This is a genomic window from Pseudomonas sp. GW823-FHT06B06 (assembly GCF_058795195.1).
The window spans coordinates 78,126-93,471 of the sequence record NZ_JBXAHO010000014.1 but is presented as its reverse complement, the minus strand read 5'-3'; the positions used below and the strand labels follow the sequence as shown (position 1 = coordinate 93,471).

The window sequence follows — 15,346 nt, the reverse complement described above, 5'->3', positions numbered from 1 at the left end:
CCTGTTTAAGTTGCTGATTATGCTCAAACGCCTTGCCTGGCTGGCGCTCTGTGTCTGCGCCCCGCTGTCCGCCGCGCCTCACATCGATCCACAACGTTTGCAGCAACTGGCCAACGACCCCTTTTGGATCTCCCTGGGCCATTACGAAACCGCCAAGCTTGGTGGCTGGCGTAGCTATGTCAGCGACAAGAAATTTTTTCTTGCCGCCGATGGCAACGAACACCCGGACCGTGAACTGGCGGCCACCGTGCAAGCCTTGTACGCCCCGGCCACTTCCGGCGAACAGCATGCGCAGTGCGTCTACCCGGCACGAACCCGCTGGCTCAAGGCGCAGCTCAACCTGACCGACCTGCCGGCTTTGGACTGCGCCGAGTTCAATCAATGGTTCAAGGACGTTTCGCCCCACAGCGCGGTGATGATCTTCCCGGCGGCCTACCTGAACAGCCCGTCATCGATGTTCGGCCACACATTGCTGCGCATCGATCAGGCCGACGTGCAAAGCGACAAGACCTCGCTGCTCAGTTACGCGATCAACTTCGGCGCCTACATCGAGGGTTCCGACAACAGCATCCTGTACGCCTGGAAAGGCTTGATGGGGGGCTATCCGGGGCTGTTTGCGCTGGTGCCTTACCAGGAAAAGCTCTCGGAATACCGCAGTCTCGAAAACCGTGACTTGTGGGAGTACCGCCTGAACCTGACCCAGAAGGAAACGGCGCGCATGGTCGAGCACGTCTGGGAACTGAAACAGATTCAGTTCGACTATTTCTTCTTCGACGAAAACTGCTCCTATCGCCTGCTGGAACTGCTGCAAGTCGCGCGTCCGAGTCTGCGCCTGACCGAGCAATTCCCACTGACAGCCATTCCCACCGACACCGTCAAGGCCGTGAAAGAGGCCGGGCTGGTGGAGTCCATCCAGTATCGTCCGTCTCGCGAACGGGAATTGCTGAGCCGAACCGAGCCACTGACCGATGAAGAACAACAGTGGGTACTGAAGGTCAGCGCCGACCAGAATCAATTGCAAACGCCCGAATTCAAGGCGCAACCCCGTGACCGCCAGGCGCTGATCATCGATGCGGCCTACCGCCTGGAACGCTATCGCGCCAACGGCCAGGAGCGAGATCCGCAGCGGGCCCAGCGCAGCTTTGAGTTGCTGCGGGCGATCAACCGCAATCCCGCACCCGAATTGGACATCCCGCAGCCTGGCCTGCCCGAGGACGGCCACGAGTCGCGCACCTGGCAGGCCGGTCTGGGCACCCGTGGTGACCGCGCCTTTGGCGAGTACGGCTTGCGCATGGCCTATCACGATCTCAATGACAACGCCGAAAGCTTCCCCCTCGGCGCACAGATCGAGATCCTGCAATTGAAACTGCGCCAGTACGAAGGCAATGACTGGCAAGTGCAGCAACTGGACCTGGCGACCATTCGCTCCCTGACCCCGCGAAATGAGTTGCTGCAACCGTTGTCGTGGCAGGTCACTGGTGGCCTGGAGCGAGTGCCGGGCAAGCATGACGATGAAACCCTGGTCAGCCACGTCAATGGCGGCGGCGGCGGAACCTGGCAACTGGGCGACGACATGCTGGGGTTCGCCCTGGGTACCGTGCGCGTGGAGCACAATAATGACTTCGCCGAATTCATATCGCCGGCAGCAGGTTTCAACACCGGCCTGCTGTGGAAAAACCCGCTGGGCAATCTGAGCCTGGAGGCAAAAGGCGATTTCTTCACCAATGGCGAAGTGCGCCGTAGCCTGAGCCTGAACCAGCAGTGGGAATTGTCGCGCAACCTCGGTTTGCGCCTGAGCGCCCAGCGCGAGTTCAGCCACCTGGCCACGCCTGAGAATGAAGTGATGCTAGAGGTGAAGTGGTATCACTACTGACCAAAATGCACCGATCCACCCTGTGGGAGCGAGCCTGCTCGCGAATGCGCACTGTCTGCCGACATCGATGGCGGCTGATCCACCGCCTTCGCGAGCAGGCTCGCTCCCACAGGGGGGTGGGGGTTGTGGTGTTGAATGGATTTTTCACAGGCCTTCCACAAACACCTGACGAACCCGCACCTAGACTTCCCTTATAGGCCGTTAAACGGCCCCGGGAGTCCGAGATGTGGCGTTGCGCAGGTGTGTTGAGTTTGTTGATGTTGATCGCTGGTTGCCAGACAACCCACGAAGATCTGATCGCCAAGGGTTATCCACCGGCATTCGCCGACGGGTTCGATGATGGGTGCAGCAGTGGTCGACAGGCCGCCGGGGCCATCACCGGCGAGTTTCGAAAAAACGTCCCGCGCTACCTGAAGGACAAGAATTACGCCGAAGGCTGGAGCGATGGTTTCCGTCAGTGTCAGGCCATGCGCGAAAACGAGGATCGTGAGAGCTATCGCAACAGTCACCTCAATGAACGGGACAAAGCCTGGGAGCAACAGAAGGATCAGGATGCCGCTCGAGCCTATCGCTCGCCATGAGTCGCTTTCAGACATCCTGTGCAACCAAATGCCTGCGAGCATGGCCCAAACCCTATAACGGGAGAAAACCATGAGCCGGGCATTCGTCAATGAAGATAACGCCGCTGCGCAAGCCGATCAGCCAGTCGAACGGCAGGTCAGCGCGCAGCCCAACTACGTCACACCACAGGGCCTGAAACTGCTGCAGGCCAAGGTTGGCGAACTGCAAGCGCTGCACGCCGCGCAGTCTGCGGAGGGCGATCAGGCCGACAAGCAGCGCCTGGCCGACCTGGAGCGCGACCTGCGTTACTTCAAGCAACGCTTGGGCAGCGCCCAGGTCGTACCAGTCGCCACGTCCACCGAAAAAGTGCAGATCGGCAGTCGGGTGACCTACGCCGATGAACATGACGCCGAGCACCGGGTGCAACTGGTGGGCGAAGATCAGGCCGATGCCGCTCATGGCCTGATCAATTGGGGATCGCCGCTGGGTCGGGCACTGCTCGGGGCGCAACTCGGTGACGAGGTGCTGTGGCAACGCCCGGCCGGTGATCAAACGATCGAGATCATTCGTATCGAACCGGCTTAAACCACACCTTGGGCCAGCATCGCGTCGGCGACTTTGACGAAACCGGCGATGTTTGCGCCCTTGACGTAGTTGACCTGGCCATTCTCCTCACCGTAATGCACGCAAGCATGATGGATCGACTGCATGATGGCGTGCAGCTTGCTGTCCACCTCACCGCCGGTCCATAGCAAACGCATGGCGTTCTGCGACATCTCCAGACCGCTGACAGCAACACCACCGGCATTGGACGCCTTGCCCGGCGCGAACAGGATGCCTGCTTCGATAAACAGGTCCACGGCTTCGAGGGTGGTCGGCATGTTCGCCCCTTCCGCCACACAGAAGCAGCCATTGCGCAGCAACGCCTGTGCCGCCTCGGCATCCAGTTCGTTTTGCGTGGCGCACGGCAGCGCGATGTCGCAGCTCAGCCCCCATGGGTGCTGGCCAGCCAGGAACTCCAGGCCAAATCGACCCGCCAGTTCGCTGATGCGTCCGCGCTGCACGTTCTTCAGCTCAAGCAGCGCCTGCCACTGCTCTTCGGTCAGCCCGCTCTCGCAGTACAGCGTGCCTTCGGAGTCAGACAGCGAAATAACCTTGCCGCCCAGGTCCATGACCTTGCGCGCCGCGTACTGCGCAACGTTGCCAGAACCCGAGATCGCCACACGTTTGCCTTCGACGGTTTCACCGCGACGCTTGAGCATTTCCTCGGCGAAGTACACGCAACCGAACCCGGTGGCCTCAGGGCGAATCAGGCTGCCGCCATAGCTCGGACCCTTGCCGGTCAACACGCTGGTGAACTGGTTGCTAAGGCGCTTGTACTGACCGAACAGGAAGCCGATCTCGCGGGCACCGACGCCGATATCGCCGGCCGGCACGTCGACATCGGCGCCAATGTGGCGATACAGCTCACTCATGAAGGCCTGGCAGAAGCGCATGACTTCGGCGTCGCTTTTGCCTTTGGGGTCGAAATCGGAACCGCCTTTGCCGCCACCCATGGGCAACGACGTCAACGAGTTCTTGAAGGTCTGCTCGAAGGCCAGGAACTTCAAGACGCCCAGATTCACCGACGGATGGAAACGCAGGCCGCCTTTGTACGGGCCAATGGCGCTGTTCATCTGGATACGGAAACCGCGATTGACCTGCACCTTGCCGTGATCGTCGACCCAGGACACGCGGAACACGATAGCTCGCTCCGGCTCGCACATGCGCTCCAGGATGCCTGAGGTCAGGTAATGCGGATTGGCTTCGAGAAAGGGCCACAGGCTACGCAAGACTTCCTCGACGGCCTGGTGGAATTCAGGCTGGTCCGGGTCGCGCTTTTTCAGCCGGGCAAGGAAGGATTCGACGGATTCGATCATGGAAAAGTCTCGGCAAATTATTGTCGTTGGAAGAAATTGGGCCGGACTTTAACAAACGTAACGCGCACAGGAATAGAGCAGAATGTCGCATTTATGAAATTAAATGGTGCTCAAGATATAAAATAATCGATTTTTCAGTACTTCATGCACCATAAAGGGGACCTCATCCGCAGGGCTTGCACTAGCATGCACCCCGCACATAAAAGCCCTGATGCGCCAGCATCAGGGCTTGGTTGAGCAGGTCAAGCCAATAGGGCCGAACCGACACGTTTCCCCGGAAGAGGAATACCCAATGCAGGATAATGAACAGATACGCGATCTGACTCATGCCCGGTACCATCCACCGCCCTTACGCTAAACGTATATCGCTTACCTGATTCCAGCCCGGTAACAGCAAACTCGGTCTCTTTCGTACGCCCCGACTCTATACCGCCCTGTTCGACGATATAAGTAATATTGCCAGAGCTGTCATACGACGGCTCCCACGTCAATGTTAGGCCAAGATCAGTGGTTCGAAGATTCGAGGGGTCTGTCGGCGAGGTAAAGTCCGGAAAACTAACCTTGACACAAACAGGCTCCGAGTAGCGAAATGACTCATCGTAAGTTCGAATGCAGTAAACGTGCTCTCGTCCTTCCTGTGGATCTGTATCGGTATAGGGGGGCGAAATTGGTATCTCGAGGAGCTGATTATCTCGACGCAGTTCATATCGAGGTTCACCAGTTTCTACTTCACCGCCGTACCAATAAAATGAAACCTGACTCGCCGTGTGATTAAAAGGCTTAAAATAGGTCGGAGGCGTTGGCGTGAATCGAGACCCGACGGAACCTGAAAACCCTGGAAGTTGGTTTTTTGCAGGAAAATTAACTTCCCCAACGTTAAATGGAATACCAACCTTGGGATATTGAACAAAAACCCGATTTGATTCATTGCCCGTAGGATCGAACGCAGTTACACCAAACTCGTAGCGTTGACCTGGAACCAGACCGGCAATAGCAAACTCAGTATTTATAGTTTCCCCTAATTTATGATCAACTCCCTGATCGACCCGATAGGTAACATGCCCTGAGCTGTCACTGGATTCATCCCAACTGAAGATAAGCCCTAAATTGGTGGTTCTCAGATCAGTAGGCACTGTCGGTGCGGTAAAGTCTTCGAACTCGACATCGACACAAATGGGATCGGAACGGTTAAATTCCTCATCATACGTACGCATGCAGTATTTATGAACTCGCCCTTGCTCTGGAGCGGTATCTTTATAAGGAGGATGGCGTGACACTTCCATCAAATCATTATCACGCCTTAGTTCATAGCGTGGCTCACCACCGTCGACTGCACCGTCCCCCCAGAACAAACTAACCTCAGACGAAGTTTGATTGAAAGCCTCAAGAAATGACGGAGGACTCGGTTTGTGCCTGGCGGTGGTAACAGGCACACTTTTACCTTCAGGGCTGCCTGGACCATGTGTTTTAGGATGCACAGAAAACACATAAGGCGTCTTGGATGTCAGCCCGGTAAATTCATAAGACCCTCCGCCACTATATTGGCCCACATGAGCACGGCCGTTATATAAATCAACACCACCCCAGTACCCATATACCTGCCAGCTTATCCGACATGTCGTAGCAGTAACATTAGAAGCCTGGATTGTAATCAAAGGATCAGGAATCGGACTTGCTTTAGGAAGCAAAGGTAAATTTGAAGTTTTCATTATAATCACCGGAGAGAAAGCGAATTAGTGTTAAACCACATAAGCGAGTATAAACAGTAATTTCACATCCACCACTAGCAGAACTACTAGGTTGCAATCTCTAAACAGCTTCTTTCCGGCTTTCTTCAATACCTAAACATCGCACCGACTTAAAATCACTGTACTGTCTCGTTTTGCCAGGAAGGATCTGAATCGAGCGTTACAATCCTCCGGCCAGAAATAAAAATGCCAGTCAGCATGACTGACTGGCATTGGCCCGAAGGCACCGCTTTTTTTTCAAACCACCAACCCGAAATCAGGCCAGTTTTTTGTGCCGTACCCGATGTGGTTGGGCAGCGGCTTCGCCAAGACGCTTTTTGCGGTCGGCTTCGTACTCGGTGTAGTTGCCTTCGAAGAACACCGCTTGCGAGTCATCTTCGTACGCCAGGATGTGAGTCGCGACGCGGTCAAGGAACCACCGATCGTGAGAGATCACAATGGCGGCGCCCGGGAAGTCGAGCAGGGCTTCTTCCAGGGAGCGCAGGGTTTCGACGTCGAGGTCGTTGGACGGTTCGTCGAGCAGCAGGACGTTGCCGCCCTCTTTCAGGGTCAGCGCCAGGTGCAAGCGACCACGCTCACCACCGGAGAGGTCCTTGACGAACTTCTGCTGGTCGCCGCCCTTGAAGTTGAAGCGGCCGACGTAGGTGCGCGACGGAATCTCGTAGTTACCAATGCGGATCTGGTCGGAACCATCGGAGATTTGCTGGAACACGGTCTTGCTGCCGTCCAGGTCTTCGCGGCTCTGGTCCACGCAAGCCAACTGCACGGTTTCGCCGACTTCGATGCTGCCCGAATCCGGTGTTTCCTTGCCCATCAGCATGCGGAACAGGGTCGACTTACCGGCACCGTTACCGCCGATCACACCGACGATGGCGCCTTTAGGCATGGAGAACGACAGGTTGTCGATCAATACGCGATCGCCGTAGCCCTTGGTGACGTTCTTGAACTCGATGACCTTGTCGCCCAGGCGTGGACCCGCCGGGATGTAGATCTCGTTGGTTTCGCTGCGCTTCTGGAATTCCTGCGATTGCATTTCCTCGAAGCGTTGCAGACGTGCCTTGGATTTCGACTGGCGGGCCTTGGCGCCTTTGCGCACCCACTCCAGTTCTTCCTTCATGGCTTTTTCGTGAGCCGACTGCTGCTTGGATTCCTGGGCCAGACGATCGGACTTGGCTTCCAGCCAACCCGAATAGTTGCCCTCGTACGGAATGCCCGCGCCGCGGTCGAGTTCCAGGATCCAGCCAGCGACGTTGTCCAGGAAGTAACGGTCGTGCGTGATCGCGACCACGGTGCCCGGGAAGTCGTGCAGGAAGTGCTCCAGCCACGCAACGGAATCGGCGTCCAGGTGGTTGGTCGGTTCGTCGAGCAGCAGCATGTCTGGCGCGGACAGCAGCAGGCGGCACAGGGCCACACGACGCTTTTCACCACCGGACAGGTGTTCTACTTTTGCGTCCCAGGCCGGCAGGCGCAGCGCGTCGGCGGCGACTTCCAGCTGGCGCTCCAGGTTATGGCCATCGCTGGCTTGCAGGATGGCTTCGAGCTTGGCCTGTTCGGCAGCCAGCTTGTCGAAGTCGGCATCCGGGTCGGCGTAGGCCGCGTAGACCTCGTCCAGGCGCGCCTGGGCGTCCTTGATCACGCTGACCGCTTCCTCGACCACTTCACGCACGGTCTTGGTCGGGTCCAGTTGTGGTTCTTGCGGCAGATAGCCGATGTTCAGGTCCGGCATCGGACGGGCTTCGCCGTCGAACTCGGTGTCGACGCCAGCCATGATTTTCAACAGGGTGGACTTACCCGAACCGTTGAGGCCGAGTACCCCGATCTTGGCGCCCGGGAAGAACGACAAGGAGATGTTTTTCAGGATTTCCCGCTTCGGCGGAACAACTTTGCCCAGCCGATGCATGGTGAATACGTATTGAGCCATGGAGAACCTAGGGTCAGTGACTGATGAATGAATAGAGCGCAGGCGATGCCCGGCCAGACCATGCGCGACGTACGCTTGACGAGGTCAATGCGCAGGCGCTGAAAAAAGTCTGATTCTAGGAGCTGGAACGCTCCCGCGTAATCGGCAAAGCTACCTTAATGACAGATGGCAGTCCAGCCGAGCGGGACTGGCACTTCGCCACAACTCAAGGCATGCTAGCCGCCCTTCGGGCGTCCGACTTATAGTGCACGTCGCGCCAGTCCAGCCAAACCGCAGGATTACAGTTTGTCCAGTGTCCCTCCGTCCCTGATCCCCCGTGCACCGACTGTTGCACCCGGCTCGCCCATGCACGGCACACTCAAGGGCGCTATGGCGATGCTCGTGTTGCTGCTGCTCGCCTTGTTGTGCTGGCAACTGCTCGATCAGCTTCGGGAAACCCAGAAGATCCAACGCCAGGCGACCATCGACCACACCGCCGACCAGGCCGCACAAGTCAGCCTGAACATGGCGCTCAACGCCCAGATCGCCCTCAACCTGCTACCGATTGTCGAGCAGCCGCAAAGAGCTGACGAGCTGCAGGACCTACTGCGCAAACTGCAAAAGTCCTTGCCGGAGCTTTCGAGCCTGGCACTGCTCAGCCCTTCGGGAAGAATCCTCAGTGACACGGCCGGCACCAGCGACGATGCAGACTATCTGGGAGAGCTGGTCCGACGCAGTCGCGCCCAACCCCACTACTACAGCAACGCCATCGACGGCTCGCGGGTGTATCTGCTGCTACATCAAGCCAGCGGCAGCAATCGCGGCTATTGGGCCTTGCGCTTAAAGCCGACGTTTTTCACCTCACTGACCCATCTGAACGAAACGGGCACTGCCCCGCTGTGGCTGGTGGAAAATCGCTTCAATCACCAGATCCTCAGCCGCGACGAGGCATTGCCGCAGGTCAACCCAGGCACCTTGACCCAGGACGATGTGGCCAACAGCGTGCTGACCGTCGCGCTGAGCAGCAGCGACTGGCAACTACGTGGACTGTTCGATCGCCAGCGAGTGCTCGAAGAACTGCTGCCGGCTTTCATTGGCAAATGCCTGCTATGCCTGGCTTTTTCCATGCTGCCGTTCATCGTCCTGCTAAACATGCGCCGTCGGCAGCGCCAGCTGCACGAAGGTCGCCGACGCTACCAGGAAATTTTCGAAGGCTCCGGCGTGGCATTGTGCGTACTCGACATGTCTGGCCTGCGGAGCGTGTTTGACAAGGCCCAGCTGCTGAGCGACGAGCAACTGCAAGCATGGCTGGCGGTTGCGCAACAGCGCCGGCAGCTGTTGCAGGAGCTGCGCATTACCGAAGTCAATCAGGTCGCCCTACAGCTGCTTAACGTCGATACCTGTGAACACGTCTGGAGGCTGTTGATCGATGGCAATCCCGTAGAGGGCAGTGCCATCGGCAATCAGGTGCTCGAAGCGGTGCACAGGCAACAGCAACAGCTCGAACTGGAAATCAAACTCCAGGACGCCTCGGGTCGTGACCAGCATCTGTGGCTGGTGTTGCGCCTGCCGCAGAACCCTGACGACTTCAAGGCGGTGATCCTGAGCATCACCGATATCACCAGCCGCAAGCTCATCGAGCTGTCGCAGCAGGAGCGCGAACGTTTCTGGTCTGACGTCGTGCGGACCGTGCCCGATCACCTTTACGTGCAAGACGTGATCAGCCAGCGAATGATCTTCAGCAACCACCATCTGGGCCAAACGCTGGGCTACAACCGCACCGAACTGCAGCAGATGGGCGAGTACTTCTGGGAAATCCTCCTGCATCCCGACGATGCCGATTACTACCACAGGTCGCGCCAGACCCAGCGGCAAGGCGGCTACAGCCAATTGATGCAATGCCAGTTGCGCTTTCGCCACCGTGACGGGCAATGGCGGCGTTTCGACATTCGCGAGCAGGCACTGGCACGGGACAAGCACGACCAGGTCACCCGCATCATTGGCGTGGCCAAGGACGTAACCGAACAGATCGAGGCCAGCGAGTCGCTGCGCGACAGCGAGCAGCGCTACCGCATGCTCGCCGAAAGCATCAGCGACGTGATTTTTTCCACCGACAGCCGCATGGCACTCAACTACGTAAGCCCTTCCGTGCAGGGGGTGCTGGGCTACGAAGTGGAGTGGATTTTCCAGAACGGCTGGCAATCGACCATTGCCAATCCGCAGCAGTTGAGTGGCATCTATAGCCTGATGGATCGCGTCAGCAAAGCGCTGGATAAACCTGAACAGCTGGCCCTTCTGCGCAGCCAGGTGCAAACCCAACTATTCCTGTTCGACTGCCTGCGCGGCGATGGGCGCAAGATTCCTATCGAGCTGCGACTGGTCCTGGTCTGGGACGAACACGGTGCATTCGAAGGCGTGCTGGGCGTCGGTCGCGACATCAGCCAGCAACGCCGGGCCGAGAAAGACCTGCGCATGGCCGCCACGGTATTCGAACACTCGACCTCGGCGATCCTCATCACCGACCCGGCCGGCTATATCGTCCAGGCCAATGAAGCCTTCAGCCGTGTCAGCGGTTATGCCGTGGAACAGGTACTCGACCAGTTGCCCAACATGCTCACCGTCGATGAGCAGCAGGAAGCTCATTTGCGCTACGTGCTCAAGCAACTGAACCAGCACAGCACCTGGGAAGGCGAAGTGTGGCTGCGTCGGCGCAATGGCGAGCATTATCCGGCCTGGGTCGGCATTACCGCGGTTCTGGACGACGAAGGCGACCTGGCCAGCTACGTGTGTTTCTTCAGCGATATCAGCGAACGCAAGGCCAGTGAACAACGGATTCACCGCCTGGCCTATTACGACGCCCTGACCCACCTGCCCAACCGCACACTGTTCCAGGATCGCCTGCACACGGCGTTGCAGGCGGCTGAACGGCAGAAGTCCTGGGTGGTGTTGATGTTCCTCGACCTGGACCGCTTCAAGCCGATCAACGACTCCCTGGGCCATGCCGCCGGTGATCGCATGCTCAAGGAAATGGCCACGCGCCTGCTCGGTTGCGTCGACGACGACGACACGGTCGCGCGCATGGGCGGCGATGAGTTCACCTTGCTCCTGCAACCGCGGGCCAACCGGGAAATCGCCTTGACGCGGGCGATTCACGTGGCGGAGCAGATCCTCGCCAGCCTGGTCAAACCCTTCGTACTCGAAGGCCGTGAGTTCTTCGTCACGGCCAGTATCGGCATCGCCTTGAGTCCGCAGGACGGCAATGAACTGAGCCAGTTGATGAAGAACGCCGACACCGCGATGTACCACGCCAAGGAGCGCGGCAAGAACAACTTCCAGTTCTATCAGGCGGACATGAACGCCAGCGCCCTGGAGCGCCTCGAACTGGAAAGCGACTTGAGACATGCCCTGGAACAAAACGAATTCGTGCTGTACTACCAACCGCAGTTCAGCGGCGATGGCAAACGCCTGACCGGCACCGAAGCCTTGCTGCGCTGGCGTCATCCGCGCCGTGGACTGGTACCGCCGGGAGATTTTATTCCGGTGCTTGAAGAACTCGGACTGGTGGTGGACGTCGGGGATTGGGTGATCAGCGAGGCCTGCCGCCAGCTCAAGACCTGGCATCAGGCCAAGGTGCGCGTGCCGAAGGTGTCGGTGAACATCTCGGCACGGCAATTCTCCGACGGCCAGCTTGGCACGCGGATCGCCAACATCCTGAAGGAAACCGGCCTGCCGCCGGCGTGCCTGGAACTGGAACTGACCGAAAGTATCCTGATGCGCGAAGTCAGCGAAGCCATGCAGATTCTCGCCGGGTTGAAAAACCTTGGCCTGAGCATCGCGGTCGACGACTTCGGTACGGGCTACTCATCGCTCAACTACCTCAAGCAGTTCCCGATCGATGTACTGAAAATCGACCGCACCTTTGTCGACGGCCTGCCGTCGGGTGAACAGGATGCGCAGATTGCCCGGGCGATCATCGCCATGGCCCACAGCCTTAACCTGGCGGTGATCGCCGAGGGCGTGGAAACCCAGGAGCAACTGGATTTCCTGCGTGAACACGGTTGCGATGAGGTCCAGGGTTACCTGTTTGGCCGGCCGATGCCGGCCCACACCTTTGAAGGGCAATTCAGCAATGATGCCCTCTTCATGTTCGACTGACATTGTGTGGTGACGCGGGCGGCCCCTTCGCGAGCAGGCTCGCTCCCACAGGGTTTCTTGGGTGTACACAAAATTATTGAACGCTCAAGATCCACTGTGGGAGCGAGCCTGCTCGCGAAGAGGCCGGCCCATTCACCGCTGATCCCGTCATGAAGCCCACTTGTCTGCGACATGATGTCGTTTCATATGCCTTCCAAAAGCCATTGGGTTAGAATGCCCCCCTTTTCCGCCCCCGATCCTTGAGGACCGCCATGTTCAGCCGTGATTTGACTATTGCCAAGTACGACGCCGATCTCTTTGCCGCCATGGAGCAAGAAGCTCAGCGCCAGGAAGAGCACATTGAGCTGATCGCTTCGGAAAACTACACCAGCCCTGCGGTGATGGAAGCTCAAGGCTCGGTATTGACCAACAAGTACGCCGAAGGCTACCCGGGCAAGCGCTACTACGGTGGTTGCGAGTACGTTGACATCGTCGAGCAGCTTGCAATTGATCGAGCCAAAGAACTGTTCGGTGCCGATTACGCCAACGTTCAACCGCACGCCGGTTCGCAAGCCAACAGCGCCGTTTACCTGGCCCTGCTGTCGGCTGGCGACACCATCCTGGGCATGAGCCTGGCCCACGGTGGTCACCTGACCCACGGTGCCAGTGTTTCGTCCTCCGGCAAGCTGTACAACGCCATCCAGTACGGCATCGACGCCAATGGCCTGATCGACTACGACGAAGTCGAGCGCCTGGCCGTTGAGCACAAGCCGAAAATGATCGTGGCCGGTTTCTCTGCCTACTCGCAGATCCTCGACTTCCCACGCTTCCGTGAAATCGCCGACAAGGTGGGTGCCTACCTGTTCGTCGACATGGCCCACGTGGCCGGTCTGGTCGCCGCTGGCGTCTACCCGAACCCGGTGCCATTCGCTGACGTGGTGACCACCACCACCCACAAGACCCTGCGCGGTCCACGTGGCGGCCTGATCCTGGCTCGCGCCAACGCCGACATCGAGAAGAAGCTGAACTCCGCGGTATTCCCGGGTGCCCAGGGTGGCCCACTGGAGCACGTGATCGCCGCTAAAGCGATTTGCTTCAAGGAAGCGCTGCAACCTGAATTCAAGGCTTACCAGCAACAAGTGGTGAAAAACGCCCAGGCCATGGCCAGCGTGTTCATCGAGCGCGGTTTCGACGTGGTTTCCGGCGGTACTGAAAACCACCTGTTCCTGCTGTCGCTGATCAAGCAGGAAATCTCCGGTAAAGATGCCGACGCCGCCCTGGGCAAAGCGTTCATCACCGTGAACAAGAACTCCGTGCCAAACGACCCTCGCTCCCCGTTCGTCACCTCCGGCCTGCGCTTCGGCACTCCGGCTGTGACCACTCGCGGCTTCAAGGAAGCAGAGTGCAAGGAACTGGCCGGCTGGATCTGCGACATCCTGGCAGACCTGAACAACGAAGCGGTGATCGATGCCGTTCGTGAGAAGGTCAAGGCTATCTGCAAGAAGCTGCCGGTATACGGCGCTTAATTGCACCGCTAAACCGCGGTCAAAAAAACCGGCCAGAGATGGCCGGTTTTTTTTGTCCGTCATAAAGATCAAAAGATCGCAGCCTTCGGCAGCTCCTACAGAGGTAGCGTAATTTCGCGAAATCACAGGTGTACGCAGGTTCCGTAGGAGCTGCCGAAGGCTGCGATCTTTTGATTTTCAATAGGATCGGCACAACTGGTCAGACCGGTCATGCCAATTTTACGATTTCCCCTTGTAATCTTGAAAAAACCCAGCGTAGACTGCGCCTGCACTGGACATACCGGTAAGACCACAATAATTAAGTCCTGAATCTGATGCGCGACGCGCACGGCAGCCAGGACACCGACCAGGATTCCTCCCATGCTCAGATGGTGCTCGCGTTCAATCTTCCTCCAAGTGGTTCTCGGACTGGTGCTCGGCATCGTCTGCGGGCTGACCCTTCCCGAATATTCCGCTCAGCTCAAACCACTTGGTGACGGTTTTATCAAGCTGATCAAAATGCTCATCGGCCTGATTGTGTTCTGCGTAGTGGTTAGCGGTATCAGCGGTGCCGGCGACCTTAAGAAGGTCGGCCGCATCGGCCTGAAATCAGTGATCTACTTTGAAATCCTCACCACCATTGCGTTGGTGATCGGCCTGGTATTCGCCTTCACTACTGGAATCGGCAGCGGCGCGAACATTCATCTGGATCAGCTTTCTGCCGCAGACATGGGCGATATCGCCCAACGTGGCCAGCACATGCACACCACCACGCAGTTCCTGATGGACCTGATCCCGACCTCTGTAATAGGTGCCTTCGCAGACAACAATATCCTGCAAGTGCTGCTGTTTTCGGTGCTGTTTGGCAGTGCGTTGAATCTGGTGGGCGAAGCCGCCTCCGGTATTTCGCGACTGATCAATGAACTCAGCCACGTGATCTTCCGCATCATGGGCATGATCGTGCGACTGGCGCCGATCGGTGTGTTCGGCGCAATCGCCTTCACCACCAGCAAATATGGCCTGGATTCACTGCAGCACCTGGGTAGCCTGGTCGGTTTGTTCTACCTGACCTGCGTGGCCTTCGTCGCGTTGATTCTAGGCCTGGTGATGCGCCTGTCCGGCCTGAGGATGTGGCCGCTGCTCAAGTACCTGCGCGAAGAACTGTTGATCGTCATGGGGACCGCTTCGTCCGATGCCGTGCTACCACAAATCATGCGCAAGCTGGAGCATCTGGGCATCGGCAGCTCGACGGTCGGGCTGGTGATTCCAACCGGGTATTCATTCAACCTCGACGGTTTTTCGATCTACCTGACCCTGGCCATTGTGTTCATCGCCAATGCCACCGGCACGCCGCTGGCGATGACCGACCTGCTAACGATTCTGCTGGTGTCACTGATCACCTCCAAGGGCGCGCACGGCATTCCGGGTTCGGCGCTGGTCATTTTGGCAGCCACCCTGACGGCGATTCCGGCGATTCCGGTGGTGGGCCTGGTATTGGTGCTGGCAGTGGACTGGTTCATGGGCATCGGACGGGCGCTGACCAACCTGATCGGCAATTGCGTGGCGACCGTGGCCATTGCTCGTTGGGAAAAGGACATCGATGTGCAGCGGGCGAACAAGGTACTTTCCGGCCAGGTGGGTTATACCTTCCAGCCAAGAAAACCGGTGACCCCGGCCCATCAGCAGGAATTTTGAACAAACGCCGT

General features: G+C 58.2%; 10 protein-coding genes. 6 read left to right on the top strand and 4 right to left on the bottom strand.

The window, feature by feature from the left end; all coding sequences use genetic code 11:
• Positions 1–19: 19 nt before the first annotated feature.
• The 3 genes from AC1Q8Q_RS15085 to AC1Q8Q_RS15075 all read left to right on the top strand — a co-directional run bounded on the left by AC1Q8Q_RS15085 (position 20) and on the right by AC1Q8Q_RS15075 (position 3,019).
• Positions 20–1,873: an Lnb N-terminal periplasmic domain-containing protein gene (locus AC1Q8Q_RS15085; RefSeq protein ID WP_492615203.1), complete on the top strand. Its 1,854-nt coding sequence runs from the start codon at positions 20–22 to the stop codon at positions 1,871–1,873.
• A gap of 224 nt (positions 1,874–2,097) precedes the next feature.
• Complete coding sequence (locus AC1Q8Q_RS15080; protein WP_020798663.1) at positions 2,098–2,454, top strand: hypothetical protein; 357 nt, start codon at positions 2,098–2,100, stop codon at positions 2,452–2,454.
• 70 nt (positions 2,455–2,524) lie between these two features.
• Positions 2,525–3,019 (top strand): GreA/GreB family elongation factor, encoded by a 495-nt coding sequence (locus AC1Q8Q_RS15075; protein ID WP_033041343.1) that lies wholly within the window; start codon positions 2,525–2,527, stop codon positions 3,017–3,019.
• Here AC1Q8Q_RS15075 and gdhA read toward each other — a convergent pair.
• The 3 genes from gdhA to ettA all read right to left on the bottom strand — a co-directional run bounded on the left by gdhA (position 3,016) and on the right by ettA (position 8,022).
• Positions 3,016–4,353: an NADP-specific glutamate dehydrogenase gene (gene gdhA / locus AC1Q8Q_RS15070; protein ID WP_033041344.1), complete on the bottom strand. Its 1,338-nt coding sequence runs from the start codon at positions 4,351–4,353 to the stop codon at positions 3,016–3,018. The two genes, AC1Q8Q_RS15075 and gdhA, sit on opposite strands and share 4 nt — an antisense overlap.
• Positions 4,354–4,595: 242 nt before the next feature.
• The gene (locus AC1Q8Q_RS15065; RefSeq protein ID WP_492615202.1) at positions 4,596–6,062 is read right to left on the bottom strand and encodes a fibronectin type III domain-containing protein; all 1,467 of its coding nucleotides are present in this window, start codon (positions 6,060–6,062) and stop codon (positions 4,596–4,598) included.
• A gap of 295 nt (positions 6,063–6,357) precedes the next feature.
• Positions 6,358–8,022, bottom strand: a complete 1,665-nt coding sequence (gene ettA / locus AC1Q8Q_RS15060) for an energy-dependent translational throttle protein EttA (protein WP_020798667.1) — start codon at positions 8,020–8,022, stop codon at positions 6,358–6,360.
• Positions 8,023–8,367: 345 nt separating this feature from the next.
• On the opposite strand from ettA, the gene AC1Q8Q_RS15055 reads away from it, so the two are divergent.
• Together AC1Q8Q_RS15055 and glyA are read left to right on the top strand one after the other, a co-directional pair.
• Complete coding sequence (locus tag AC1Q8Q_RS15055) at positions 8,368–12,156, top strand: sensor domain-containing protein (RefSeq protein WP_492615212.1); 3,789 nt, start codon at positions 8,368–8,370, stop codon at positions 12,154–12,156.
• A 251-nt stretch (positions 12,157–12,407) separates the two neighbouring features.
• Positions 12,408–13,661 (top strand): serine hydroxymethyltransferase, encoded by a 1,254-nt coding sequence (glyA, locus tag AC1Q8Q_RS15050; protein ID WP_020798669.1) that lies wholly within the window; start codon positions 12,408–12,410, stop codon positions 13,659–13,661.
• 122 nt (positions 13,662–13,783) lie between these two features.
• Here glyA and AC1Q8Q_RS15045 read toward each other — a convergent pair whose 3' ends face one another.
• The gene (locus tag AC1Q8Q_RS15045; protein WP_020798671.1) at positions 13,784–14,023 is read right to left on the bottom strand and encodes a hypothetical protein; all 240 of its coding nucleotides are present in this window, start codon (positions 14,021–14,023) and stop codon (positions 13,784–13,786) included.
• Between AC1Q8Q_RS15045 and AC1Q8Q_RS15040 the strand changes: the two genes are divergently transcribed.
• A complete protein-coding gene (locus AC1Q8Q_RS15040) occupies positions 14,022–15,335 on the top strand; it encodes a C4-dicarboxylate transporter DctA (protein ID WP_020798670.1) in 1,314 nt (437 codons plus the stop codon). The genes AC1Q8Q_RS15045 and AC1Q8Q_RS15040 overlap by 2 nt on opposite strands.
• Positions 15,336–15,346 lie beyond the last annotated feature (11 nt).

Coding starts and splice junctions, on each gene's coding strand:
- AC1Q8Q_RS15085 (WP_492615203.1), top strand. CDS start 20: ATGCTCAAACGCCTTGCCTGGCTGGCGCTCTGTGTCTGCGCCCCGCTG.
- AC1Q8Q_RS15080 (WP_020798663.1), top strand. CDS start 2,098: ATGTGGCGTTGCGCAGGTGTGTTGAGTTTGTTGATGTTGATCGCTGGT.
- AC1Q8Q_RS15075 (WP_033041343.1), top strand. CDS start 2,525: ATGAGCCGGGCATTCGTCAATGAAGATAACGCCGCTGCGCAAGCCGAT.
- gdhA (WP_033041344.1), bottom strand. CDS start 4,353: ATGATCGAATCCGTCGAATCCTTCCTTGCCCGGCTGAAAAAGCGCGAC.
- AC1Q8Q_RS15065 (WP_492615202.1), bottom strand. CDS start 6,062: ATGAAAACTTCAAATTTACCTTTGCTTCCTAAAGCAAGTCCGATTCCT.
- ettA (WP_020798667.1), bottom strand. CDS start 8,022: ATGGCTCAATACGTATTCACCATGCATCGGCTGGGCAAAGTTGTTCCG.
- AC1Q8Q_RS15055 (WP_492615212.1), top strand. CDS start 8,368: ATGCACGGCACACTCAAGGGCGCTATGGCGATGCTCGTGTTGCTGCTG.
- glyA (WP_020798669.1), top strand. CDS start 12,408: ATGTTCAGCCGTGATTTGACTATTGCCAAGTACGACGCCGATCTCTTT.
- AC1Q8Q_RS15040 (WP_020798670.1), top strand. CDS start 14,022: ATGCTCAGATGGTGCTCGCGTTCAATCTTCCTCCAAGTGGTTCTCGGA.
- AC1Q8Q_RS15045 (WP_020798671.1), bottom strand. CDS start 14,023: ATGGGAGGAATCCTGGTCGGTGTCCTGGCTGCCGTGCGCGTCGCGCAT.